Raw genomic sequence first — 23,052 nt, 5'->3', positions numbered from 1 at the left:
AAGATGAGATTTCCCATGGATTAATCCAGTAAGACCCCTTAGAGATGATGAGGTTGATAGGTCTGGTGTGGAAGCGTGGCGACACGTGGAGCTGACAGATACTAATCGGTCGAGGACTTATCCAATATATAATTCTTGACGTCATATTTTGAATAAATATGACAATGTTTCTAATTTGCATTATCTAGTTTTGAGAGAAGCTTGCTTCTTTCAATTGTATTTTATTTAAAATACCTTATAGTCTGGTGGCGATAGCGAAGAGGTCACACCCGTTCCCATGCCGAACACGGTCGTTAAGCTCTTTTGCGCCGATGGTAGTTGGGGGCTTCCCCCTGTGAGAGTAGGACGTTGCCAGGCTGATAAAACACAATCCAATGGGTTGTGTTTTTTTATGTGTATAAATATAATTTTTTAGGCGCCGAGGCTTATTTGAGTGTGCCGATGGAAACACCATGTCAATCTTCCCAACAGAAGAGAAATGGCGAGAGAAGTGTTCCAAGCAAATAAAAAAATTTGTACATCACATGCTGTAAGGCTGTTTTTTATAAACAATGTAGTGTAGTTTCTCAACTAACTGGTAGGATACTGAAAAAAGAGTGTCTTCAAATTAAAAAGATATTAGCATTATTTGAATGGATTTTAAGTAGAGAAGGAGAAATGAAAATGTTAGGGGAAAAATTAAATAAGTGGTATAGTTTGTTAGCTGTGTTGATTTACTTTATATATGCTTACCAAGCTCGTATATATGAAGGAGCTGGGTTATTAGATTATTTGGATTTATTAGTGAATTTTGGACTGATAATGTTAATAGCTATATGGATAATTAGTAAATCAGCAGTCGAAAGTATTTTGGAATTTATGATTTTATTTGCACTTATCCTATATCTATTCGTACTACATTCATATGTAACTTATGTTGATATTTCTTATTATTTCAATCAGGAATATATAGGTAATCCATTTGTGAGTATGGAAAAAATAAATTTAATTCCCTTCTATACAATCTATAATGATTTATTTGGAACAGTTGTTGCACCTGTAACAATTATACAAACCATTGGGAATTTCCTTTTGTTGTTACCGTTGGCGTTTGCATTATTATCATTAGGAATATTAACCAACAAATATAAAGTAGTTTTAACTATACTATTTACTACATTGTGTATCGAGGTATTTCAGTTTTTGATAAACTTTAGTGTTTCGGGATATTTGTACTCTGAAGGAGGTCATCGTGCTGTTGATATTGATGATGTCATATTAAATACAGCAGGTGGAATAGTCGGAGTTCTGATTTTTATTATTTACAAAAAACTCATTTTAAACAAAATCACAAACAATAAAGTCTCGACATTAAACTAAAACAATAGGGCATCGCTTTTTTGTTTAATTGACGACGGAGATTGTGAAGTATTGTACTTAAAGTAACGGGTGCTAGAGTGGAACAAGGAGTTGTCAATTTGGCATCTCCTATTGCTTATTCAACTATCAAAGGCAGGTTAGTTTAAGTAAGTCATTGGCTTTTACAGGAGGAAATAATGGTTAAAAGACGTAGAAAAAAATTAGTAATCAGCTTAGCAATCTTAATCTTTTTAGTAGTTTATTACTTTTTACAACTCAATTGGATTTCGGTTTCAAAGGAAACTGTTCTTTTAGAAGACTTGCCAGAGGAATTTGGTGGTTTTAAAGTCGTGCAGTTATCGGATTTGCACAATAAAGAATTTGGAGAAGGAAACAAGAGATTGGTTAATAAAATCAATAAAATTAAGCCAGATATAATTGTTATAACTGGTGATATGTTAAATAACTCGCAAGACATACCAAATAACGGAGAAGTTCTAATAGAGTTGCTTGAAAATCTAAACTATAATTATCCGACTTATTATGTTACTGGTGAACACGAAGAAGGTTTGTATTACGAAGATAGAAATAAGTATCAAAAAGAAGGTACTAAAGAAGCATACGAAGAAAGATTAAGTGATCTTGGTGTTACAGTTCTGAACGATGAAAAAACAACTATCACAGAACAGGATGCAAAGATTAACTTATATGGGTTAAAGGAACACTTGTCAGGAGAAATTCAAATTGAAGAACGGTTAGGTGAAACGAGTGAGAACGAAGTAAATATTTTACTTTCGCATAGACCCTTTTATTTTGATGAATATGCTGATTGGGGAGCAAATATAGTTTTTTCTGGTGATACTCACGGAGGAATGATACTTCTGCCCTTTATCGGAGGAATTGTTTCAACAGAGGGATTTTTCCCAGAATATGATGGTGGTTTGTTTCGTAAAGTAAACTCAATAATGGTTGTAAGTAGAGGTTTGGGTAACAATCCAGTTCCTCTTAGAATAAATAATCGACCAGAAGTAATTGAAATTACTCTAAAAAGTAATAAGTAGTTATTTCTTATTGAAGTAAAGGACAGTTATGTTTAACAAGTATGATGGGTTTATATGGTAAAATTTTAACAAGGAGGGGTGAGAAACTTGAGAAAAATAATCATGTTTTCTATTATAATCATTGCAGTTATATTAGTTGGAATTTTTTCTTTTATTAAATTCAATCCACCATTAGTAAGTGGGATTGTTGGTGCGACAAACGACTATAATGCAGTTGTTGTGGAAATTGGAAATAAAGGTTTTGCTGAGGTGAAGGTTGATAATGTATTGGTGAACGGTAATGAAGAACCATTAAATTTAAAAATGCAGGTTAGTAATCCATTAAAGGGTTTTATTATTACTGATACTTTCGATGAAGAGGCAAAAGAATACGGAATTCACGATATTGAAAATGTAACAATCAAGCCTAACACATCCCCTTCTGCACAGTTAGAAAAAGTAAATAATGGCACAGCTACAACTGATGATAAAAGTTATGGAATTAGTGTTATCCATAACAAAGAGATAGAAACAGTAAATATAAAATACAGTTTTTTAGGAATATCTTTTGATAAAACTGTAACAGTTAAATAAGTAATTTTAAACTAAAGGGTGCTTGAACGGAATAATTGGAGTTGTCGTTGCGGCAGTTCCTTTTCTTCTTGCGCTAAATAAGAAATTACAATAGGAATGTTAATTTACTATAAAAGATTATTTATGATATGAAGGAGGTATTTAAAATTGAAAGAATTTATTGGTGCATTTTTGGCTTGTATAGTTATTTGTTGGATTTTTGCATTTTTCTTCCTCGGTCTTATAGTAGAAAACATTTGGGCTTTAATTATTGTTATTGCATTCGTATTAGCAGTGTTAATTACATTTTTTATAAAACAGGAAACCAGAATTGAAGAATTAGAAAAGAATATGGAAGAGTTATTAAGTAACAAACAGGATTAAGGAATTTCTGATATTGTGAATCATTGTACTTAAAGTAACGGGTGCGTTTCTTTCATAAGCAGGAACGCTTTTTCCTTTTACCTCCCAAGTAAGGAGATTAACGTTAAGACTAAATGTAGTAAGGGTTATTCGACTATTGTAGCAGGTTACTTCAATAAGCAGATAATGAACGTACTGTGATATTAATCTCCTTAAAGATCAAATTGTTTCGGTCTACATCGAACCTCTTCTGTAATATATTTCTTCTCCTTGGACAAACTTAATTTGTCTGATTTAAATCAAGGAGGAATCAAATATGGCAAACGATATCAAACAGGAAATGGAACGCATTTGGGCCGAAATGTGTGGTTCATGGGAAAATTGTAATGAGGAAAACATTCAGTCTTTCTTAGCACAATGCCGAGAAAAGAGCATAGACCCACAATATTGTATGAGTTGGGTAGAGCAACATAGCAACCAAATCCCTAATTGGTCAGCCGTTTCAAAGGTATCTCTTGATTGGGTAAATGAACATACTTCAACTGGTTCGCCAATTATCGGACATGAACCTCAATAACAAGGAGAGAAACTCTCTCCTCTTTTTTATGCCTTGAGGTTTATACCTCGAAATTTTCATACTTGTAAATCATCGAAGTACCTGTTTCGTAATGTCGCTCTACCGCATAAAGTTTCTAATTCAAGTAAAGTGTGTGCTACTTTAACAACGATCAGTGCCTTTTGTTATTGTGCTAACGAGCAGAATACTTCAACAAACGTTTTTCATAATCGAACAAATTGGAAGAAATTTATTTTCATAAGATAACGAAGAATTCTTTATTTCTTGTAGCATAGAAATAAGTCTGTTTCCTACTGATGGTTAATATATAGTAAATAACTTATAAAAAGTATTGATGCAGCAATGTATTTAGCTAAAAAGCGTGAAAAAAACAATTAACAATTCTTTATTTAATAACCTAAAGTGTTTTGCTAACGGCTTGCAATGCCTGCATAAGAACATCACATCTGTTATCAAAAAAGGTAAGTAGCATAATAGCTACTTACCTTTTTAAATGAGGGTCCTCTTGTGACTTCTAACGATGATTCTGAGATTTATCTTCTTGATTTCGTTGTGGATTCATCTTAGAGATTGCATCATTGACAATTTCTGTTGCATTCTTCGCATTTTCATCTTCAGCTTTTGCTTTTTGAACAATTTGATCAACTTCTTCAGGATTATTTTCAAACACTGGCATCACTTCCTTAATTAAATTTCTTCTTTATTTTCAGTCATATTTTCAAAAAAAATAAGAGGGAAATTTTTCAAGTATGGCAACACCGGTTGTTATTGAACTTAAGGGTATCTTATATACAGTCTGTTCGAAAAACTTCATAAAAGTTAATAGAGTACAGCCTTTATCATTACATACGTTGAATACGTTCAATAATCATACTGTAAATAAGCGCCAGAATAGTGGAACAAAAACATTTGTTTTCTTATGGTAGAACATCAGAACAAGAGCGTTTTCAAATGGACGTTTTCAGTGCAGCTAATAGTCATATTCTTGACATATTAGTTATTAATTGTTTATATGTAAACAGAATACAGGGCTTTTTAAATAAGTATCTTATATTGAGAGATGTTTGATCATCAGCTCTTTTTTTCTTATTGAACTATTGAAGAAGAGATATTCAATGAAGATTTCAAAAAATAATTGATTTTGGTAACAGTTTCTCATCTTTATATCAGTCATGTTTTATATTACCTATTTGTCTCTTTCTAAAACGCTGTATTAGATTGATGTAACGAGCGGTGTACTGCGTTAGTACAAGGGTAGCCGCATCCTCTATTGTTAGATCCTTTTTCTGAGCAATCGCTTTTAATTTATCTTCTACCTCTTGGCTTACTTTTATCTTTAGTTCTTTCATTGTTACACCTACTTTCGTTCTAATCTTCGTTTTTGTATTTGTTGTAGTATGGGTTTCTCTACACTTTTTAATTGATTTGTTTATTGCTATTTCGTAAAATAATCGACAGGTAACATATACCATATTTATATTTTACTCCTTTTTAAAGGTTTTCAGTTTGTAACATAATGAAAAATGATCAAAGAATTATGGGCTAGATTGATTATCCAGTAACTTCTGAAGATAGTGGCAAGTTCATTTTTATTGAAAAATTTTTTATTAACGGGTGCAAGGGTGATATAAGAGTTGTTCAGTTTTTTCCTGTTAAGCTAGAAAAGATGGAACTATATATAAGGTAAACGTAAACGTCTAAGTTTATGGAGGTGTTTTATGAAAAAGATAATAAATTTCACTTTTCTTTTGGTTTTTATAGTGCTATTGGTCGGCTGTATGAGAGAAGAAAAGGGGCAATTAATAAGAGTTGATGTTCAAAAAATGGATACAGAAGAAAATCACAATGAAGCCATAATGATAACGGATAACGAATTATTAGAGTTGTTAAGGGAGGCATTTAAACAAATCAAATGGGATGATAAAGTGGTTAATATAGATAGGAAACCAGATGTGGAAACGACTTTGTTTTACACTTTTGATGAAAATATGCCTGAAAGACTAGTTGAATATCAAATTTGGTTTAACGAAAATGCAGGTACAGCAACAATTGGTAGCAATAATGAAAACGAAAGTTATGGGGAATTAGATAAAGATAATACAAATACACTTAAAAACATTTTATTAAAGTAACGTTGAAATTGCTCTAAAAGCAGTTGCTATCGAGGAATATACACCAAATGGGGTGCTAATGTTCAAGGGTAGCGAGTGAATCAATTATGACTAAAAGAGAAAGAAGAACATTTTAAAAGAATGACATATGATGAATAGTCGAATGGATTCGCTTAAGATCCATAATTGAGGCTAAATATAACCAACTATTACTTTTCCATATATACGTAATATCAGCTACCTATACTTGGCTAGGACGCTCTACTTTAAACTGTTTGTTTAGAGGGGGTAATAAGTGATCCCCCTTTTAAACAAACATTTATTTAAATAAATGATAATCCCCGTTTTTTCCGCCTGTTTTGCTTATTAACATAGTTTCTTTTATACAAATACTTTTATCAATAGCCTTACACATATCGTAAAAAGTAAGGGCTGCAACTGATACGGCTGTTAAAGCTTCCATCTCAACTCCAGTGCTACCGTTACAACGAACAGAGGCTTGGATGATTAAATGGTGTTGATCATCCGCTTCCTTATATTCAAATGTAAAATCTACTCCTTTTATTTGAATAGGGTGGCACATCGGAATAAGATCAGATGTTTTTTTAGCAGCCATAATTCCAGCGATTTGTGATACTTGTAAAGGGTCACCCTTTTTGAGTTGTTGGTTTTGGATAGCCTCGTACAGCTCTTTTTTAAAAATAATCGTACTTTGAGCAACGGCAGTACGAGTAGTCTCGTTTTTTTCGGTAATATCAACCATTTTAGGTCGTCCTTCTTCATTCCAATGTGTAAAATTACTCATATGATCAACTCCTAATAAATATCTTATTTGTAGGCGTAAGGACAAGGAAAGCATCTACTAGTGCTCCTTGAATCTTTTTGTAAAGGCTGCTTCTACGTACGATGTATCTTTTTGCAAATAAAAGTGTTTTAGACTTTCACCCTAAGTTTGGTTTTAAACAAATGGGGGAATGTGTAAGTTAGCATCGATTTTCATTATTTAGAGCTTTTTAGTTTACATGAAAAAATAGTAAAGAGCTTAGGGGAATTCCAAAGCTCTGATCTAATTCATTTTTTTTTTTGTTGAATAGTTGCAATGCACCTTTGAACGAAACCGATTAGGCTGAACTAACGTTTTTTATTCTTCGTTCTAAAAAAGAAAAGCAATGCAACAATCGATAAAAGAACGGAAACACTAAAGTAGATGATGATTTTATAGGTCTCAAACGATTGTTTTAAATAATACCACTTTATTCCGAGCTCGTAGCCAGTCACAACAAATAATGTAACCCAGAACAAAGCACCAACGTAAGAATATATCATAAAAGTCCGAAGAGGCATGCGAGCAATGCCTGCTAGATAACCTGTTAAATGTCTAACCCCGGGAATAAAATAACCAATGACTAATAACCATTTGCCATGTTTGAAAAAAAGCTGTTGTGCTTTGTGCACCCGTGTAGGAGTAAGACGTATTTTTTCACCGTAATTCAAAAGAAACGGTAAACCCAATTTTGTACCGAGGAGATAGCTAATCGTGATGCCAATAATAGAGCCTAGATAAGAACTTACTAACGCCGTATAAATGTCGACTCTGCCAAGATAAGCATAGTATCCTATGGTGACTAACAAGATTTCATCAGGGACAGGGAGTCCCACTATTCCACCAACTAGAGCCAGAAAAATCCCCCAATAGCCATATTCAAAAATAAGATGCTTTAATAGTTCCATTTTATCTTCCTGTTCTGTAGGGCTTGTTCTAATTATAGCTAATATTAAAGAAAGAAACGAGTTGTTCGAGAACAATGTATGAAAAAAAGAGTAACTCATGTTTTAAATTGGACCTGAGTTACTCTTTTACCTTAATGTTCGTGTTCAACATTATCACGTCCTAATAGCCAAAGCAAAAAATGAAATGTCTAGAAGAAAAGCTCTAATTACCTGCTTTATTAAAAGAGTTGCAATGGCTTGACAACTGCTCACTCGCCTTTAGTAACGACTCGGCATTGCTGAGAGAAAGTTGGGGAAATCCTATTTATAAAAAACCAAGTAGGGATGTCGCAATTGAAAAGTAAATGATCAAACCTAAAGTATCATTGACTGTCGTAATAAAGGGACCAGATGCAAAAGCAGGATCTAATTTAAGTTTACTAATAATTAGTGGGACAATGGCTCCTACTACAGTCGCAACACTTAACGAACAAAAGATCGAAGTCCCGACGATAACAGCCAGTATAAAGCTCCCGTAGAAAACAGGGATAATGATTAGAATGGCTAGAGCACAGATTAATCCAATCATCATACCGGTATTAAACTCTCTTAATAATGTTTTAAATAAACCTTTCTTTTCAAGAGTACCAAGTGCAAGCCCTCGGACGACTACGGCTAGAGATTGTGTCCCTGCGTTTCCAGCCGACCCCATTAATAAAGGAATAAAAGCTGCTAGCAATACAATCTGATTTAGTGTATCTTCAAATTGATCAATTACTCCAGCGGTAATTAGTCCAAAGAACATTAAAAGAACAATCCAGGGAGCTCGTAACCTTGCTGCTTTAAAAGCAGAAACATTCACATCTGTTGCTCCGCGGGAAGCGGTGAAATCCCCTAAATCCTCCGTTGCTGCATCCTCTAAAACATCAATAACATCATCAACTGTTACAATCCCTAAAAGTATACCATCAGGGTTAACAACAGGAGCTGCTAAGAAATCATATTTTTTAATCATCTCTGCGACTTCTTCTTGGTCAGTCGTAGAGACAACCGATACGACTCTCGGACTCATCAAATCTTCTACTAATTCATGTGATTGAGCCGTAATTAGGTCTCGTAAGGAAACAACACCGACTAATTGATTTTGTTTATTGACGACATATAAATAATAGATCGTCTCAGCATTAGGAGCATCTTCTCTTAATTGTTCAATGACTTGTTGAGCCGTATCGGTTGAGGTAAGGGAGATAAATTCTTTTGTCATAATAGCTCCAGCCGTCTTGGGTGGATAAGCCATTAATTCCTTTACATCATTAGCGTCTTCTAGGTTCATAGCAGTTAAGATTTTAAGAGCTTCATTTTGTTCTAATTCGGCTAAAAAGTCAGCGGCATCGTCTGCATACAAATGGTTAATCATTTCCGCCGCATAATGGTGATCGATTTCTGTAATAAGATCTTTTTGTTCTTCAATTTCAAGAGCTTGGAACACATCAGCCATTTCTTCTGCAGAGATCATTTGATAAAGGCTTTGCCGATCTTCTTTTTCAAGAGTTAAATAAATGTCGGCTTGATCTGTAGGATGAAGCTGAAGGAACTCCTCTTGAAATTGTTCAAGTTCATTCTCTTTAATTAATTGAAGTAGATGATTTGCGTATTCTTCTCTTGTATCTTTGTTAAGTTTGACCATGGTTTGACCTCCTTCTAAATTGAGTCACCACAGGCCGCTAGGTGCATGTGGATTTTTTCTATTTGATAATAAATGGGGTCTGGTTCTGATTTTCTACCCATACATGCACCTCCTTAATAATAGTAAATATAAAAAGACACCTCAACGAGTGCGAGGTGCCTTAAAAAGCCAAATAAATCCTTCTATTTAAGAAGTTATCCTCCATTCGTAGAGCTTTAGCACTGTACGGCATAGGTCATAAGACCAGCTACATTAAGAACCACCTTATGTCGATAGTTCCTGTTGACCCATTGGCGTCTTTGGACATTTTTGGGCAGCAGCGTATCTCCAGTACAGGAGCCTCACCTAACGAGGTATATTTTATTTTACACAATCCCCACCCTAAATCATATGCGTTTATCTGTCAATAGGTTAGTAGAATGGGTGAATGAGAGCTTGGTCTTGCTACATGGGGCTTCTTTGCGATAAAATCATACTATTCGTACGAATTAGGGAGCGTCATCCTGTGAAAAGACAAATAGTTAAAAATATAATTGCGATTGCGCTGGGTGCTACAGTTGGAACGAGTCTTAGGTATTATCTTAATTTATATACCTTAGCAATCGGTTATCCTATTGGTACAGTTCTAGAGAATCTAATCGGAAGTGGTTTGCTCGGTTTTCTTACGGGGTGGTTTGTCTATAGACATCCTCGTGAATGGATAAAAGTTGGTCTTGGGGTTGGCCTATGTGGAGGATTTACCACGATGTCAACAATGGCTAGTGATAGTGTATTTTTGTTATTGGAACGAACTTTGTGGATGAGCTCGCTTTACTTAGTTGTATCTATATTTGGTGGAATCATCCTAGCCTTTCTCGGTTATATGCTTGGGCAGAAATTAGGTTATAAGCAAACAGAGAGGGAGGGGAGTAAAGTTTGAGTATTTTGTTAGTCAGCTTAGGTGGAACAATTGGGGCGATTTCAAGGTATTTACTCGGCCTTGCTTTTATGAAACAATTTTCTTCTCCTCCATTTCCAGTAGCGATGCTTATGGTCAATATTCTAGGATCATTAGGGTTAGGGGTATTTTATGGTGCTTATTATGAAACCATTCCATTAGGCGTTTATGAAGAGCCTGCCTTTTTGCTAATAGCCATTGGTTTTTTTGGAGCCTTTACGACTTTCTCAACTTTTAGTACAGAGACTATTCTGTTGCTTCACAATAAAAAGTGGAAAGCATTAATTTCTTATGTTGGGTTATCTATTTTTGGATCTATCTTTTTATTTATGTTTGGGTTTTTCATTTTTAAATAAACGATTAATTAGGGGATGAAGAAATGAGTGAAACGAATTTCAATACAAAAACAGTCCATTTCCAAACAAAGGAGCCGGCTCGGAATGCGAGTAAGGCGAAACCGATTTATCAAACATCGGCTTTTGTTTTTACTGATTTAGATGATATGGAGAGTTTTTATGAAGGAGAAAAGGAGTATTTATACTCAAGATATAGCAATCCAAATACAGATGATCTAGGTAAAGGAATTGCTTTGCTTGAAGAAGCGGATGATGGGGTTGCCACTTCTTCTGGGATGTCTGCGATTTTAGCCGGTGTACTAGCCGTTGCTAAACAAGGTGATCATGTAATCGCTTCGGATGATCTATACGGTGGAACATATCAATTATTTGCACAGGAGCTAATCAATTTTGGAATTGAAGTGAGTTTTGTTTCCTTTGAAAATCTTGAACAAGTAAAGAATACAATTACTGAGCAAACAAAGCTCATCTATACGGAGTCAGTAACAAATCCACTTCTTCGTGTTGAAAAACTAGAAGATATTATGACACTTGCAAAAGAGCATGGTATCAAAACGATGATTGATAATACATTTGCAACACCTTACTTATTACAACCAACTAAGTTAGGGGCAGATTTAGTCGTACATAGTGCAACGAAGTACATTGGTGGACATAGTGACGTAACAGCTGGAGTCCTTGTCGGTGCACAGGAGCTAATGAGTGAGGCTAAATCGAAGGTCGCTACCCTCGGTTGTAACTTAAGCCCATTTGAAGCGTGGTTAGCATGCAGAGGCTTAAAAACGTTAAGTGTGAGAATGGAAAGACAAAGCCGCAACGCACAAGCGTTAGCAGATGCTCTTCAAACACATGAAGGCGTAGCACGTGTCTATTATCCGAAATTTGTTTCGGAAAAAGGAAATGGTGCGATGGTGAGTATTGACCTTGCCCCGCATGTAAATGTTGAAACGTTTTTCAGGTCACTTGGCTGGGTGAAGATTGCTCCAACATTGGCAGGTGTCGAAACAACGGTATCCTATCCGTTACGCACGTCTCATCGAACCATTCCTGAAACACTTAGAAATGAACTAGGAATAGGAAAGCAGTTGGTTCGCATATCCGTTGGGATTGAAGATGAAACAGACATTATTACGGCTTTCACGGAAGCGATTGATAAAGCATAGGAAACGATAAAGAAGTGCTTAGTAGTTCCAAACTAGGTGCTTCTTTTTTTCGTTTGAAATAAAATTTCACAATATGCTTGCATTCTTAAAACCAACATGGTATTATTAATCTTGTGTCAGAGAGAGAAAATAGTCTGGTGGCGATAGCGAAGAGGCCACACCCGTTCCCATGCCGAACACGGTCGTTAAGCTCTTCAGCGCCGATGGTAGTTGGGGGCTTCCCCCTGTGAGAGTAGGACGTTGCCGGGCTGAAATTTATTTGTATAAAATAAGTTGGATTGGTTATACTATTAAGGTAGCCAAGTACAACACACGGGGTGGAGCAACGAGCGGTACATTGTTGAATCACTACGAGTAACATTGACACATAAGCATCTTGGATTTGCTAGAAGAGGAAAATGCCTTCTTCATTTAAATAGCATCATCTGAAACTTTATAACGACGCGGGGTGGAGCAGTCTGGTAGCTCGTCGGGCTCATAACCCGAAGGTCGGTGGTTCAAATCCACCCCCCGCAATACCAGGAAAAACCAAAGCGATTGTGCTTTGGTTTTTTGTTGTTAGTGTAATAAATGCTTAATTGTTAATAACAGCTTGATCGGTACATATATACCACTGAAATTATGAGTGATTTATTCCGATATTAACCATTTCTATTAGGCTTTTTACTTGAAATCGGATAAACTAGAAGGGACATTCCTTAGGGTAGAAGCATCCTAAGGGGATTCAAGAATTTGTTTATCGGAGAGGGACGATAAAATGGAAGATGAATTTGCGTTTATCTCTAAAATTACTCCTGATCAAACTCATCAATCATCTCTTGTTTATGGAATTGGGGATGATGCTGCTGTTTATCGTGGCTCTTCTAACATGGATGAGGTTGTTTGTGTGGATACGATGGTCGAAGGAATTCACTTTCGCCGTGATACGTTAACGCCTTTTCAAATTGGAAAAAAGGGTCTTACGATAAATGTAAGTGATTTAGCGGCTATGGGAGCGATCCCTTTTTATTATCTGGTTTCCGTTGCTGTTCCACCATCCTGGACCGAAGAAGAACTTACTGAGATCTATAAAGGGATGGATGAGCTTGCGAAGCAATACAACATGGATTTAATTGGTGGAGATACCGTATCTATTGACGAGTCTCTTGTTTTGACGGTGACAGTAATTGGAAGAGTGGAACAAGGGAAAGCACTTTACCGGAGTGTGGCAAAAGCAGGAGATCAGGTATTTGTTACGGGTTATGTTGGGAAATCAGCAGCGGGATTAGATCTCTTGTTTGAGAAAGGTTTAAACGGAGAATTTAATGAGAAAGAACAATTTCTAGTAAATGCTCATCAAGTACCGATTCCTCATATTGCTGAAGGGCGAATCTTAGCTGATTCAAATAAACGGATTTCCTTAAATGATGTAAGTGATGGTGTAGCTAGTGAAGCGAATGAGCTTGCCAAAGCGAGTGATGCTAAATTTGTTATTGAAGCAGTCGAGCTTCCCATCCACGAGTCAATGCGGTCGTATTCACGAGATAAGCAGCTTAAGTGGGCTCTTTTTGGAGGAGAGGATTTTGTTTTAATTGGCACAGTACCTAAAGAACATGTTAATGAGATCGCTGATGAATTCCAAAAAAAAGATCTCCTGTTTAAGGTGATTGGTTTTGTTGAAGAAGGACCGGCGAGTGTCTATTTAAAGGAATCAGATCAGTTTAAAAGGTTAGAGAAACATGGATATAATCATTTTCAAAAGCGTGGGTGATTGAAATGGAAGAATGGAGCTTAATAACGGAATCACCTAACGCGACGATGGAACTCGCTGAAAAACTAGGGGAAATCGTTCAACCTGGTGACGTGATTACACTAGAAGGTGACTTAGGTGCTGGTAAGACGAGTTTTACAAAGGGACTTGCTAAAGGTTTGGGTGTGAAGCGAGTCGTGAAAAGTCCAACCTTTACTATTATCAAAGAATATAAGGGAAGGATTCCTCTTTATCATATGGATGTGTACCGGATGGAAGATGACACGGAGGACTTAGGACTTGAAGAATATTTTTACGGAGAAGGTGTCTCTGTTATTGAATGGCCATGCATGATTCTCTCACAATTACCTGAGGATCGTATGGTCATCACCCTTTTACATATTGGTGAGACTAGTCGGAAGATCACGATTCAATCAACGGGTACACGGTCTTCTGAGTTAACAAAGGAGTTATCATTATGAGTAATACATTAGCAATTGATACTTCTTCGTTTGTAATGGGATTAGCAGTTACAGATGGAGATCTAACACTTGGAGAAGTGACAACAAATATAAAAAAGAACCATTCGCTTCGCCTTATGCCGGCGATAGACGCACTTATGAATGAAGTGGGAATGAAGGCGAAGGAATTAAACAGGATTGTAGTAGCAAATGGCCCAGGCTCATATACGGGTGTACGCATTGGTGTCACAACCGCTAAAGCACTTGCATGGTCCTTGAAGATTCCTGTAATAGGAGTGTCAAGTTTAGCTGTGATGGCGCAAACAGGACGATTTTTTGATGGGGTTGTCTCGCCTATTATCGATGCAAGACGTGGACAAGTCTACACAGGGCATTACGCAAAAGCAGGAATGTCTGTTGAAATGATTAAAGAAGATCGGCTAATGATGCTTGATGATTGGTTAAGCTATTTAGAGAACCTTAGCGAATCGGTTCTCTTTATTGGGCAAGACGTGGAATTGCATCGCGCATTAATCGAGGAAAAATTAGGAGAACAAGCTCATTTCGCATTCGGTTCAATGGCATTACCGCGTGCAGTGGAATTAGCTAAGCTAGGAAACGATCGAATGACGACTGAGGCTGAGGCAACGCATACGTTTGTCCCTAACTATTTACAGTTGGCAGAAGCGGAAGCGAAGTGGCGCGCGGCACAAAGTAAAAAGGACGAGGCTCATGATTGAACAAGAAAAGGGGATTATTCGTTTCATGACAGTAGATGATTTAACTGCCGTCATGGATGTGGAAAAAGACGCATTTTCAACACCATGGGACTCGGCTATTTTTAAAAGTGAGATAACCTCGAACCAATTTGCTCATTACCTTGTGTATGAAATGGATGAGGTCATTATTGGATATTGTGGTCTTTGGGTAGTGATGGATGAAGCACAAATTACGAACATTGCGATACACTCAAACTATCGAGGTCAAAAACATGGCGAGCAACTATTGCGCTATGTTATGGCGTTTGTGAAACAAATGGGGGTTACGAAGCTTTCTTTAGAAGTACGTGTTTCAAACAGTGTGGCACAAAACCTTTACCGGAAAGTGGGGTTTCAAGAAGGCGGATTAAGAAAAAAATATTACGCAGATAATTTAGAAGATGCTTTAGTAATGTGGGTGAATGTAGAATGAAAACAGATGAGTTAATATTAGCTATTGAAACAAGCTGTGATGAAACTTCAGCAGCGATTATAAAGAATGGGACTATTATTCTTAGTAATATTGTTTCCTCTCAAATTGAAAGCCACAAACGATTTGGTGGCGTAGTACCAGAAATAGCATCAAGGCATCATGTCGAGCAAATTACCTTAATTATTGAGGAAGCGATGCAACAAGCGAATGTAGAGTTTAATGACATAAGTGCCATTGCTGTGACAGAAGGACCAGGTTTGGTAGGAGCTCTTCTTATCGGTGTTAGCGCAGCGAAAGCAATTGCTTTTGCTCATGATATTCCGCTTATTGGTGTCCATCACATTGCCGGTCATATCTATGCCAACCAACTAGTTCAGCCACTATCGTTTCCGTTGTTAGCTCTTGTTGTTTCAGGTGGACATACAGAACTCGTGTATATGAGTGAAGATGGTTTGTTTGAGATTATAGGTGAAACAAGAGATGATGCAGTCGGAGAAGCCTATGACAAAGTGGCTCGAACACTGGGCCTGCCATATCCAGGAGGCCCTCATATTGATCGTCTTGCTGCAGAAGGAAGTGCAACGATTTCCTTCCCACGTGCATGGCTAGAGCCTGACTCGTATGACTTTAGTTTTAGTGGATTAAAGTCATCTGTTATTAATACATTGCATAATATTAAGCAACGTGGCGAGGAACTTGTGATTGAAGATATTGCTGCAAGTTTCCAAGCTAGTGTCATTGAAGTTTTAGTAAAAAAGACAAAACGTGCCACCGAACAATATCGGGTAAAACAACTGCTGTTAGCTGGTGGAGTTGCTGCGAATAAAGGGTTAAGACAAGCATTAGAAGACGAGTTTGCTACCAGTGATGTAGAATTGGTTATTCCCCCTCTTTCTCTTTGTACAGATAATGCTGCAATGATTGGGGCCGCCGCTAGTATAAAGTGGAGGAAAGATCAATTCTCCTCTTATGACTTAAATGGAAATCCAGGTCTTGATCTAGAAGAAAGTTAAATGTTTAAAACCACTTGTTGGAGCAAATGCTACCATTAAGTGGTTTTTTTTGAGTTGTGCACAACTATTATCCACAGGAATGTTAACACTGTGGGTAAGTTTAAAAAGACTAGATTTTATGCCGTTCTTATTGTGGTTAACTTTTAATGTGGATAAGTCGGTGGATAATGTGAATAAATGAGAAAATACTTATTGAATAGGTGTTTGGTCTGTGTATAACTTTGTGGATAGTGTGGATATGTCAGAATATTAGCCCAAAAAGGTTGAGTATAATGTGGAGAAAAATCTTGTTGATTTTATTTATTTGTTTTTTAGTTGTACCAAGCGTTGAAAGCCGTACAGAACAAATAGATCAAACTAAAAAAATACTTGCTCTAGTCGTGCCAGGCTTGTCGTTTAACGAGGTGGAATGGCTCATACATAATGATGATTCATCCATTTGGAAGGAAGCCTCTTTTGGAGCGATGAATGTTCGTGCTGATGGACCTTATTCGTACTTGAATAACATGGTCACCATTGGCGCAGGAGCAAAAGCGGTGGGCGTACAAGGGTGGAATAGTTTCGAATTGAGTGAAGAAATTAACGGTTTTGAAGCAAGGGAATGGATGTATCAGCTTACTGGATCAAGACCGGAGGAAGGATTGATCCATCCTGACTTTCATCGCTTGGAAGTAAAAAACAGGGAAACGACGCATAAGGGAGAAGTGGGTTTTTTTGGCGAGACCTTACAGGAACATGATATTGCTAGAGTGGTGTACGGACATAGTGATACTTTAGAAGAAAAGGTTCGCTATGGCTCATTATTAGCGATTGATCAAAAGGGATTTGTTAATGGGCAGTTACAAGACGCTGTTCAAGAAAAAACAGGTGCTCCTTACGGGATCGAAATGAATGCTGACTTTCTTATCAACAAGTTGTCAACAAATGTGGAAACACGTGATCAGTTTATTGTGATTGAATGGGGAGATATATATCGTTTATATGACCAACATACCTATATGGAGAATCTCCACTTTGAAGCGGAACAGAAAAGACAATTAAAGCGAATGAGTGCATTTTTAACTAGAGCAAGAAAGGAAGTAGACGACATTTGGTTAATTGCACCGATGATGAACAAACAAGCTTATGATGAGAGAAAGCAGCTTGCCCCTGTATTTCACTGGGGAGAGGAAATGGGTGGCTTTCTAACGTCTACTACGACAAAGCAAGACTATTTAGTTAGTAGTCTTGATCTTATTCCTACATTTCTTGCATCTTTTAATATTCAGGAAACGGAGTTTTCTGGAAACGTGATCAAGCATTCAAATAATGGAATTGTGGATAAGGCACCGGTTGTAAAAAGAGTGAATGAAATCGTGTTAATTTATAAAAGTCGTGCTAGTGTGTTGTCGATTTATATTTCTTGTCTAGTCATCGCGTTAATTGGAGCAGCGATATATGGTTTTTTTGGTAGTAAAAAAAGACAAACATGGCGTTATGTAACAAGATTAATTTTGCTTTCTGCTTTGTGGTCGCCTTTTTGGTTTCTGGCTTTGGCTGGAGTTGTTAATAAATTGGGGGTAACAGGCTTTGTTTTAACATTAATAGTTGGTTCCTTTATATGTGGATATATTGTGGAGAGAACAGCCCGTTATCCAATTTTCTGGGTAGGAACTCTTACCTTTTTATTGATTACGATCGATGTCATGATAGGATCACCACTTATGCAGCGATCTTATTTAGGATACGATCCAATTATAGGAGCAAGGTATTACGGAATTGGGAATGAATTTGCAGGTGTTTATTTAATTTCAGCAATGATGCTGTTGCATCCAATATTAACCCATCTACATCGAGGCTTGAGGATTACTTGTATCGTTACCATGCTTTTTTTACTAACAATTGTTCTTGGAAAAAACACACTTGGCACAAATGCTGGAGCCACCTTATCAGCTGGTTTGGCCTTTGCCTTTTTATGTTATCGATCTGTCTTTCAAACATGGTCCTGGCGTTTGCTTTTGCTTTTGTTTGGAGGAGTGCTCAGCGCGTTATTCTTACTTCTATATGTACTACAATTAACGGGAGACCAAACACATATAGGTTTGGCATTTGAACGACTATTAAGCGGGGACTTTCTTTATATAAAAGACACGATTGAACGTAAACTAGCGATGAATTGGAAGATCTTTAAGCATTCGAATTGGACTCAATTGTTTGTAACAAGTTATCTACTTGGAGCGGTTATTCTCTGGCGAAAAAGGTTACAGCTTGGGGAGCAAGGAAAACAGCTTTTTTTACAAACGGGTGTCATATCGTCATTTGCCTTACTGTTATTAAATGATTCTGGAGTCGTTGCAGCTGCAACGTCGATGTTCTGTGTCGTATCGGCCCACTATTATTGGTTGTCAGTAAGCAAGGAGGAGAATGAGTTTGTCATTGGAAAAACGATTAATCCTGGCCAGACGGTTGAGGATTAGTGTTTTTGTTATCATAGCCATTGGACTCGCAATGGATTACTTTTCTTAGATGACTAGCGGAGTCGTTGGAGGGAATAATATATTGGTTTTGATTCTTCTCTTTTTCGTCGGAGCTATAGTTGCAGAAATTCTTATACCAAGAAAGCGGAATAGAAAAGTATTCCACTATTCTGTTATGTATGTAATTGCATTGATTGCGGTTTACACCTTCTAAGGAGGGCATTCGCAGATAGGGTTAACGATTGCACATCCGGTCCTGTCGATTTCCATTGTTTATACGTTTATCAAGTGGAATGTTGAAAGAAAGCAAAAAAAGATAGAAACTGACTAGGATTTCTTTTTCCGATATGGCCTATTTGCATACTGCAAGTAGGTTAGATTTTTTTTAGAAGGGAAAAGGTACTGAAAAAAACTAATAATTAGGACCATAAAGGAGAAACTTTAAATAACATACTAACAGTTAAAAGACCTGTTTGAAAGAGGGATCAGACTATGATTCAACGGTTGTTATGTGTCTCACTCATGTTATTAATAATAATTAGTTTAACGGTTTTAATAAGTCCAAATTTAAAAGCGATAACGACATCAGGAAAAAAAGAGGTGTCTATAGGAAGAAATGAACTATTTAACAAGGAACAGCACCAAGGGAAATTGCAAATTAGGTATTTTCATTTAGAGGCTAATGAAAAATCAGGTGATTCGATTTTAATTAAAAGTCCAGATGGACAGACAATGTTAATTGATGCCGGGATGGTCGACACTGGAGATCAGTTGGACAGGTATTTAGATCAGTTATCTATTAATAAGATTGATTATGCTGTTGCGACGCATCCACACCATGATCATATTGGCGGATACCATACGATCTTGCAATCAAGACAAATTGGCTTGTTGCTCATGCCTGACCTCCCGCATACAACCGAAGTATACTCCACACTATTGAACAGAATGACCGAGCGAAATATCCAGCCAACCTATGTAAAGGATGGGGATCGATTTAGGCTTGGGAAAAACGTGGAAGTTGAAATCATAAGTCCAAGCAATGGGGCATTAGAAAAAGCAAAAAAGGAAAAGAAACTCTCGACTAAGGATATTAATAACCTTTCCCTAGTTATAAAACTAACGTATAACAATCATAGCTTTCTTTTTACAAGTGACATCTATAAGAAACAAGAAAGAAAACTAGTTCACTTAAAGGAAGACCTGTTAGATGTCGATGTTTTAGATGCTCCTCATCACGGCGATAGCACGTCCTCTTTGCAAGCATTTATTAACACTGTCAAACCAAGCTATACAATGATGAGCGCTAATATTTTTCAAAGTAAAAAGGTGTATGAACGTTATTTAAAAAGTGGGAGTGAAGTTTATGCGACAAGCATGTATGGGAACATACTTATCGTTTCTGATGGAGAGCATTTGAAGATCATACCTGAAAAAATTAAGCGATAGTAATGAAGCCTCTCTACTCTTGGACAAAGGTAAAGAGGCTAGCTACTATTCTTGAAGTTGTTCCCATTCTTCCATAAGCGTATCGATTGTTTTTTTCACTTCATCGATTTCTGCTTGCAACAATTGGGCCTTTTCATGATCAGAATAAACAGCTGGATCACAAAGTTCTTCTTCTTTTCCAGCTAATGTGATTTCTAATGATTCGATTTGTGTTTCAATTTCTTCAATCCGTCGAGTACGTTGCCGTTCTACTTTTTTTGCTTCTTTATTTAGTTCATAGGTACGTTTATCGGACTGGTCTCCCTCAGCCTCACCAGATCCCTTTTCGTCAGGGGTAAGCTGTTCTCTTTGAAATATTTCATCTTTCTTTTCAATGTAATAATCATAATCACCAAGGTAGTTAGTGATCTCTCCATTTTCAAGCTCGGCCATTCTTGTTGCAATCCGGTTTAGAAAATAACGATCATGAGAAACAAATAATAGTGTTCCAGGATAATCAATTAAGGCATTTTCCAGGATTTCTTTAGCGTCAAGATCCAAGTGATTGGTCGGTTCATCAAGAATGAGTAGGTTTGCTTTTTGCATCATGAGTTTCGCTAAGGCCAGTCGTGCCTTTTCTCCACCACTTAAGGTAGATACTGGTTTTAAGACATCATCGCCACTAAATAGAAAATTGCCGAGAACGGTTCGGATTTCTTTTTCAGGCACAAGAGAATAATCATCCCATAGCTCATTAAGAACGAGCTTATTAGACTTTAAGTTCGCTTGCTCTTGATCGTAATAACCAACCGTCACATTGCTACCTAATTTAACGGTACCGCTTTTTACGGGAATCATATTCATAAGCGCCTTTAAAAGAGTGGTTTTCCCAGCTCCGTTTGGGCCGATTAAAGCAATGCTTTCACCCTTGTCAATTGCAAGCGTAAGTTTCTTGAAAATCGTATCCTCTCCGTACGCGACATGAAGATCTTGAACACGGAGGACCTCATTACCGCTTTGACGTTTAATGTCAAATGAAAAGGAGGCAGACTTTTCTGAGCCGGCAGGCCGATCAAGTAAAGTCATTCGTTCGAGCTGCTTTCGTCTGCTTTGAGCACGTTTTGTGGTTGATGCTCTTGCTAGATTTCGTTGAATGAAATCCTCAAGTTTAGCGACTTCATCCTGCTGTCTCTCAAATTGCTTTAATTCTTGATCATATCGTTTAGCTTTTTCATCAAGGTAAGAGCTATAGTTACCAGGATACTTCGTTGATTTCGTTCTGGAAATCTCAACGACCTCTGTCACAATTTTATCTAGAAAATAGCGATCATGAGAGACAATCAAGATCGCGCCTTTATAAGAAACTAAATATTGCTCAAGCCAAGTTAATGTAGCGATGTCTAGGTGGTTGGTCGGCTCATCTAACACAAGAATGTCAGGCTTTGTCAGCAGGAGTTTGGCAAGTGCTAGTCTCGTTTTCTGTCCGCCACTTAAAGTTGATATCTTCGTGTGATAATCAAAGTCCGCAAAGTTCATTCCTGATAATACGCCACGAATGTCGGCTTCATATTGGTAGCCACCCTGATCTTTAAAAGTCAGTTGAAGTTGATCATATTCTTTCAGTAATTTCTCATATTTTGTTTGATTGGCTAGTAAATCTCGATTAGACATTTGATGTTCCATTTCATGAATTTTTTGTTCCATTTTTTGAAGAGGCTTGAACACGGTTAGCATTTCTTCCCAAATCGATAAATTTGATTCGAGCCCCGTATTTTGAGCTAAATAACCAAGCTCAATCCCCTTTGGAATCATCAGCTGTCCACTATCGAAAGAAAGTTGACCGGCAATTATTTTAAGAAGCGTCGATTTGCCAGCACCATTTCTTCCTACTAGTGCAATACGTTCACCCGTTTGGATATCGAGTTTGATATTTGTTAGAATGGGATCAACACCGAATGACTTTGATATATTAATACATTGTAAGACAATCATAGGTTTCCTTCCTATCTGCTAGAATCAGTTTTCATGTAGGTTAAGTGTATCGCAGTTTGAAGCTTTCAACAACTTAATGAACACTCAGGTAAAACGATTACAATCTTTGTGAAATAGTGTAGAATATAAGTACGTTAGAGTTCCAACTAGGACAGGCGGTTAAGGGAGGCAATCGGATGAAAAGTGAACCAACTAAGATTCCGCAAGCAACAGCAAAGCGTTTACCACTTTACTATAGATTTCTGGAAAATCTCTCTGCCTCAGGAAAGCAACGAGTGTCGTCAACAGAATTAAGTGAGGCTGTGAAAGTCGATTCTGCTACGATTCGAAGAGATTTTTCTTATTTTGGAGCACTTGGAAAAAAAGGGTATGGATATAATGTGAATTACTTACTTTCTTTTTTTCGTAAAACGCTTGATCAGGATGAATTAACCAAAGTCATTCTTGTAGGTGTCGGAAATTTAGGCACAGCATTTTTACACTATAACTTCTCGAAAAACAATAATACACAAATCGTCATGGCTTTTGACGTAGATGAAAGTAAAATAGGGAGTGAAGTCGGCGGAGTACAGATTTATCACTGGAAGGATCTAAAAGAAACCATTAATCAAGAGGTAACAGTAGCAATTTTGACTGTACCTTCAGCTCAGGCACAAAAGATTGCTGACCAATTGGTAGATGCTGGAATAAAAGCGATATTAAACTTTACACCAGCCAGACTTGATGTGCCGGATACAGTTCGTGTTCACCATATTGATTTGTCAGTTGAGTTACAATCATTGGTTTATTTTCTGAAGCATTATCCAGTATAAGAGAAATTGTTTGAAAAGTTGGTTTTTACCTTGTGAACAGAATTGGATCAATAAGTTAATATGTAGAGTCATTGCCATCTTTTTAAATACACTCTATAATAACAGATAGTTGGAC

Annotated in this window: 23 protein-coding genes, 1 tRNA gene, 3 rRNA genes and 1 riboswitch; of the genes, 21 read left to right on the top strand and 6 right to left on the bottom strand. The window is 36.9% G+C overall.

Going from position 1 to position 23,052, the window contains the following annotated elements:
- From LDX58_RS23630 to LDX58_RS23600, 7 genes are all read left to right on the top strand, one after another.
- Window positions 1-125, top strand: a 23S ribosomal RNA gene (locus LDX58_RS23630); the annotation flags it as partial.
- Window positions 126-241: 116 nt separating this feature from the next.
- Window positions 242-357 (top strand): 5S ribosomal RNA (gene rrf, locus LDX58_RS23625).
- 306 nt (window positions 358-663) lie between these two features.
- Complete coding sequence (locus LDX58_RS23620) at window positions 664-1,359, top strand: VanZ family protein (protein ID WP_227939947.1); 696 nt, start codon at window positions 664-666, stop codon at window positions 1,357-1,359.
- Between the two features lie 176 nt (window positions 1,360-1,535).
- Window positions 1,536-2,399, top strand: a complete 864-nt coding sequence (locus LDX58_RS23615) for a metallophosphoesterase (RefSeq protein ID WP_227939945.1) — start codon at window positions 1,536-1,538, stop codon at window positions 2,397-2,399.
- 87 nt (window positions 2,400-2,486) lie between these two features.
- On the top strand, window positions 2,487-2,972 hold the full coding sequence (locus tag LDX58_RS23610) for a hypothetical protein (RefSeq protein WP_227939943.1): 486 nt from the start codon (window positions 2,487-2,489) through the stop codon (window positions 2,970-2,972).
- Window positions 2,973-3,119: 147 nt separating this feature from the next.
- On the top strand, window positions 3,120-3,335 hold the full coding sequence (locus tag LDX58_RS23605) for a hypothetical protein (RefSeq protein WP_227939941.1): 216 nt from the start codon (window positions 3,120-3,122) through the stop codon (window positions 3,333-3,335).
- Between the two features lie 295 nt (window positions 3,336-3,630).
- On the top strand, window positions 3,631-3,891 hold the full coding sequence (locus LDX58_RS23600; protein ID WP_227939939.1) for a hypothetical protein: 261 nt from the start codon (window positions 3,631-3,633) through the stop codon (window positions 3,889-3,891).
- A 514-nt stretch (window positions 3,892-4,405) separates the two neighbouring features.
- On the opposite strand, the gene LDX58_RS23595 is transcribed toward LDX58_RS23600, so the two are convergent.
- Window positions 4,406-4,561, bottom strand: a complete 156-nt coding sequence (locus LDX58_RS23595) for a hypothetical protein (protein ID WP_227939937.1) — start codon at window positions 4,559-4,561, stop codon at window positions 4,406-4,408.
- 496 nt (window positions 4,562-5,057) lie between these two features.
- The gene (locus tag LDX58_RS23590) at window positions 5,058-5,363 is read right to left on the bottom strand and encodes a hypothetical protein (protein ID WP_227939935.1); all 306 of its coding nucleotides are present in this window, start codon (window positions 5,361-5,363) and stop codon (window positions 5,058-5,060) included.
- A 246-nt stretch (window positions 5,364-5,609) separates the two neighbouring features.
- Between LDX58_RS23590 and LDX58_RS23585 the strand changes: the two genes are divergently transcribed.
- On the top strand, window positions 5,610-6,023 hold the full coding sequence (locus LDX58_RS23585) for a hypothetical protein (protein WP_227939933.1): 414 nt from the start codon (window positions 5,610-5,612) through the stop codon (window positions 6,021-6,023).
- A gap of 298 nt (window positions 6,024-6,321) precedes the next feature.
- On the opposite strand, the gene moaC is transcribed toward LDX58_RS23585, so the two are convergent.
- The 3 genes from moaC to mgtE form a co-directional block, all read right to left on the bottom strand.
- Complete coding sequence (gene moaC / locus LDX58_RS23580; RefSeq protein WP_227939931.1) at window positions 6,322-6,807, bottom strand: cyclic pyranopterin monophosphate synthase MoaC; 486 nt, start codon at window positions 6,805-6,807, stop codon at window positions 6,322-6,324.
- 326 nt (window positions 6,808-7,133) lie between these two features.
- The gene (locus LDX58_RS23575) at window positions 7,134-7,733 is read right to left on the bottom strand and encodes a DedA family protein (protein ID WP_227939925.1); all 600 of its coding nucleotides are present in this window, start codon (window positions 7,731-7,733) and stop codon (window positions 7,134-7,136) included.
- A 304-nt stretch (window positions 7,734-8,037) separates the two neighbouring features.
- Window positions 8,038-9,399, bottom strand: a complete 1,362-nt coding sequence (gene mgtE, locus LDX58_RS23570; RefSeq protein WP_227939924.1) for a magnesium transporter — start codon at window positions 9,397-9,399, stop codon at window positions 8,038-8,040.
- A gap of 193 nt (window positions 9,400-9,592) precedes the next feature.
- A riboswitch (M-box (ykoK) riboswitch) is annotated at window positions 9,593-9,759 on the bottom strand.
- Between the two features lie 145 nt (window positions 9,760-9,904).
- On the opposite strand from mgtE, the gene LDX58_RS23565 reads away from it, so the two are divergent.
- The 12 genes from LDX58_RS23565 (at window position 9,905) to LDX58_RS23510 (ending at window position 20,154) form a co-directional block, all read left to right on the top strand.
- Window positions 9,905-10,318, top strand: coding sequence for a fluoride efflux transporter FluC (locus LDX58_RS23565; RefSeq protein WP_227939923.1), 414 nt, complete (start codon window positions 9,905-9,907; stop codon window positions 10,316-10,318).
- The gene (crcB, locus tag LDX58_RS23560) at window positions 10,315-10,692 is read left to right on the top strand and encodes a fluoride efflux transporter CrcB (RefSeq protein ID WP_227939922.1); all 378 of its coding nucleotides are present in this window, start codon (window positions 10,315-10,317) and stop codon (window positions 10,690-10,692) included. Before LDX58_RS23565 ends, crcB begins: the two co-directional genes overlap by 4 nt.
- Window positions 10,693-10,715: 23 nt before the next feature.
- On the top strand, window positions 10,716-11,855 hold the full coding sequence (locus LDX58_RS23555; protein ID WP_227939921.1) for a trans-sulfuration enzyme family protein: 1,140 nt from the start codon (window positions 10,716-10,718) through the stop codon (window positions 11,853-11,855).
- A 133-nt stretch (window positions 11,856-11,988) separates the two neighbouring features.
- Window positions 11,989-12,104, top strand: a 5S ribosomal RNA gene (gene rrf, locus LDX58_RS23550).
- A gap of 193 nt (window positions 12,105-12,297) precedes the next feature.
- A tRNA-Met gene (locus tag LDX58_RS23545) sits at window positions 12,298-12,371 on the top strand.
- A 241-nt stretch (window positions 12,372-12,612) separates the two neighbouring features.
- Window positions 12,613-13,605 carry a thiamine-phosphate kinase gene (thiL, locus tag LDX58_RS23540; RefSeq protein ID WP_227939919.1) on the top strand — a complete coding sequence of 331 codons (993 nt, stop codon included), beginning with the start codon at window positions 12,613-12,615 and terminating at the stop codon, window positions 13,603-13,605.
- Between the two features lie 5 nt (window positions 13,606-13,610).
- The gene (gene tsaE, locus LDX58_RS23535; protein ID WP_227939917.1) at window positions 13,611-14,066 is read left to right on the top strand and encodes a tRNA (adenosine(37)-N6)-threonylcarbamoyltransferase complex ATPase subunit type 1 TsaE; all 456 of its coding nucleotides are present in this window, start codon (window positions 13,611-13,613) and stop codon (window positions 14,064-14,066) included.
- Window positions 14,063-14,785, top strand: a complete 723-nt coding sequence (tsaB, locus tag LDX58_RS23530; protein ID WP_227939915.1) for a tRNA (adenosine(37)-N6)-threonylcarbamoyltransferase complex dimerization subunit type 1 TsaB — start codon at window positions 14,063-14,065, stop codon at window positions 14,783-14,785. Before tsaE ends, tsaB begins: the two co-directional genes overlap by 4 nt.
- Window positions 14,778-15,236 carry a ribosomal protein S18-alanine N-acetyltransferase gene (rimI, locus tag LDX58_RS23525; RefSeq protein WP_227939913.1) on the top strand — a complete coding sequence of 153 codons (459 nt, stop codon included), beginning with the start codon at window positions 14,778-14,780 and terminating at the stop codon, window positions 15,234-15,236. Before tsaB ends, rimI begins: the two co-directional genes overlap by 8 nt.
- Window positions 15,233-16,249: a tRNA (adenosine(37)-N6)-threonylcarbamoyltransferase complex transferase subunit TsaD gene (gene tsaD, locus LDX58_RS23520; RefSeq protein WP_227939911.1), complete on the top strand. Its 1,017-nt coding sequence runs from the start codon at window positions 15,233-15,235 to the stop codon at window positions 16,247-16,249. Before rimI ends, tsaD begins: the two co-directional genes overlap by 4 nt.
- A 272-nt stretch (window positions 16,250-16,521) precedes the next feature.
- Window positions 16,522-18,705 (top strand): hypothetical protein, encoded by a 2,184-nt coding sequence (locus LDX58_RS23515; protein WP_227939909.1) that lies wholly within the window; start codon window positions 16,522-16,524, stop codon window positions 18,703-18,705.
- A 492-nt stretch (window positions 18,706-19,197) separates the two neighbouring features.
- Window positions 19,198-20,154: a ComEC/Rec2 family competence protein gene (locus LDX58_RS23510; RefSeq protein WP_227939907.1), complete on the top strand. Its 957-nt coding sequence runs from the start codon at window positions 19,198-19,200 to the stop codon at window positions 20,152-20,154.
- A 45-nt stretch (window positions 20,155-20,199) separates the two neighbouring features.
- On the opposite strand, the gene LDX58_RS23505 is transcribed toward LDX58_RS23510, so the two are convergent.
- A complete protein-coding gene (locus tag LDX58_RS23505; protein WP_227939906.1) occupies window positions 20,200-22,125 on the bottom strand; it encodes an ABC-F family ATP-binding cassette domain-containing protein in 1,926 nt (641 codons plus the stop codon).
- Between the two features lie 176 nt (window positions 22,126-22,301).
- Here LDX58_RS23505 and LDX58_RS23500 point away from each other — a divergent pair, with 176 nt between their 5' ends.
- Window positions 22,302-22,937, top strand: a complete 636-nt coding sequence (locus tag LDX58_RS23500; RefSeq protein WP_227939905.1) for a redox-sensing transcriptional repressor Rex — start codon at window positions 22,302-22,304, stop codon at window positions 22,935-22,937.
- Window positions 22,938-23,052 lie beyond the last annotated feature (115 nt).

The sequence above is a fragment of the Alkalihalobacillus deserti genome (assembly GCF_020734105.1).
Lineage (GTDB): Bacteria > Bacillota > Bacilli > Bacillales > Bacillaceae_D > Halalkalibacter > Halalkalibacter deserti.
Note: the sequence above shows the minus strand (reverse complement) of the source record. Positions and strands in the feature narration are given on the sequence as shown.

Bases quoted from the DNA above. Each gene is read 5' to 3' on its own strand.
- LDX58_RS23620 (WP_227939947.1), top strand. From the start codon at position 664: ATGTTAGGGGAAAAATTAAATAAGTGGTATAGTTTGTTAGCTGTGTTG.
- LDX58_RS23615 (WP_227939945.1), top strand. From the start codon at position 1,536: ATGGTTAAAAGACGTAGAAAAAAATTAGTAATCAGCTTAGCAATCTTA.
- LDX58_RS23600 (WP_227939939.1), top strand. From the start codon at position 3,631: ATGGCAAACGATATCAAACAGGAAATGGAACGCATTTGGGCCGAAATG.
- LDX58_RS23590 (WP_227939935.1), bottom strand. From the start codon at position 5,363: ATGGTATATGTTACCTGTCGATTATTTTACGAAATAGCAATAAACAAA.
- LDX58_RS23585 (WP_227939933.1), top strand. From the start codon at position 5,610: ATGAAAAAGATAATAAATTTCACTTTTCTTTTGGTTTTTATAGTGCTA.
- moaC (WP_227939931.1), bottom strand. From the start codon at position 6,807: ATGAGTAATTTTACACATTGGAATGAAGAAGGACGACCTAAAATGGTT.
- LDX58_RS23575 (WP_227939925.1), bottom strand. From the start codon at position 7,733: ATGGAACTATTAAAGCATCTTATTTTTGAATATGGCTATTGGGGGATT.
- mgtE (WP_227939924.1), bottom strand. From the start codon at position 9,399: ATGGTCAAACTTAACAAAGATACAAGAGAAGAATACGCAAATCATCTA.
- LDX58_RS23555 (WP_227939921.1), top strand. From the start codon at position 10,716: ATGAGTGAAACGAATTTCAATACAAAAACAGTCCATTTCCAAACAAAG.
- thiL (WP_227939919.1), top strand. From the start codon at position 12,613: ATGGAAGATGAATTTGCGTTTATCTCTAAAATTACTCCTGATCAAACT.
- tsaE (WP_227939917.1), top strand. From the start codon at position 13,611: ATGGAAGAATGGAGCTTAATAACGGAATCACCTAACGCGACGATGGAA.
- tsaB (WP_227939915.1), top strand. From the start codon at position 14,063: ATGAGTAATACATTAGCAATTGATACTTCTTCGTTTGTAATGGGATTA.
- rimI (WP_227939913.1), top strand. From the start codon at position 14,778: ATGATTGAACAAGAAAAGGGGATTATTCGTTTCATGACAGTAGATGAT.
- tsaD (WP_227939911.1), top strand. From the start codon at position 15,233: ATGAAAACAGATGAGTTAATATTAGCTATTGAAACAAGCTGTGATGAA.
- LDX58_RS23515 (WP_227939909.1), top strand. From the start codon at position 16,522: ATGTGGAGAAAAATCTTGTTGATTTTATTTATTTGTTTTTTAGTTGTA.
- LDX58_RS23510 (WP_227939907.1), top strand. From the start codon at position 19,198: ATGATTCAACGGTTGTTATGTGTCTCACTCATGTTATTAATAATAATT.
- LDX58_RS23505 (WP_227939906.1), bottom strand. From the start codon at position 22,125: ATGATTGTCTTACAATGTATTAATATATCAAAGTCATTCGGTGTTGAT.
- LDX58_RS23500 (WP_227939905.1), top strand. From the start codon at position 22,302: ATGAAAAGTGAACCAACTAAGATTCCGCAAGCAACAGCAAAGCGTTTA.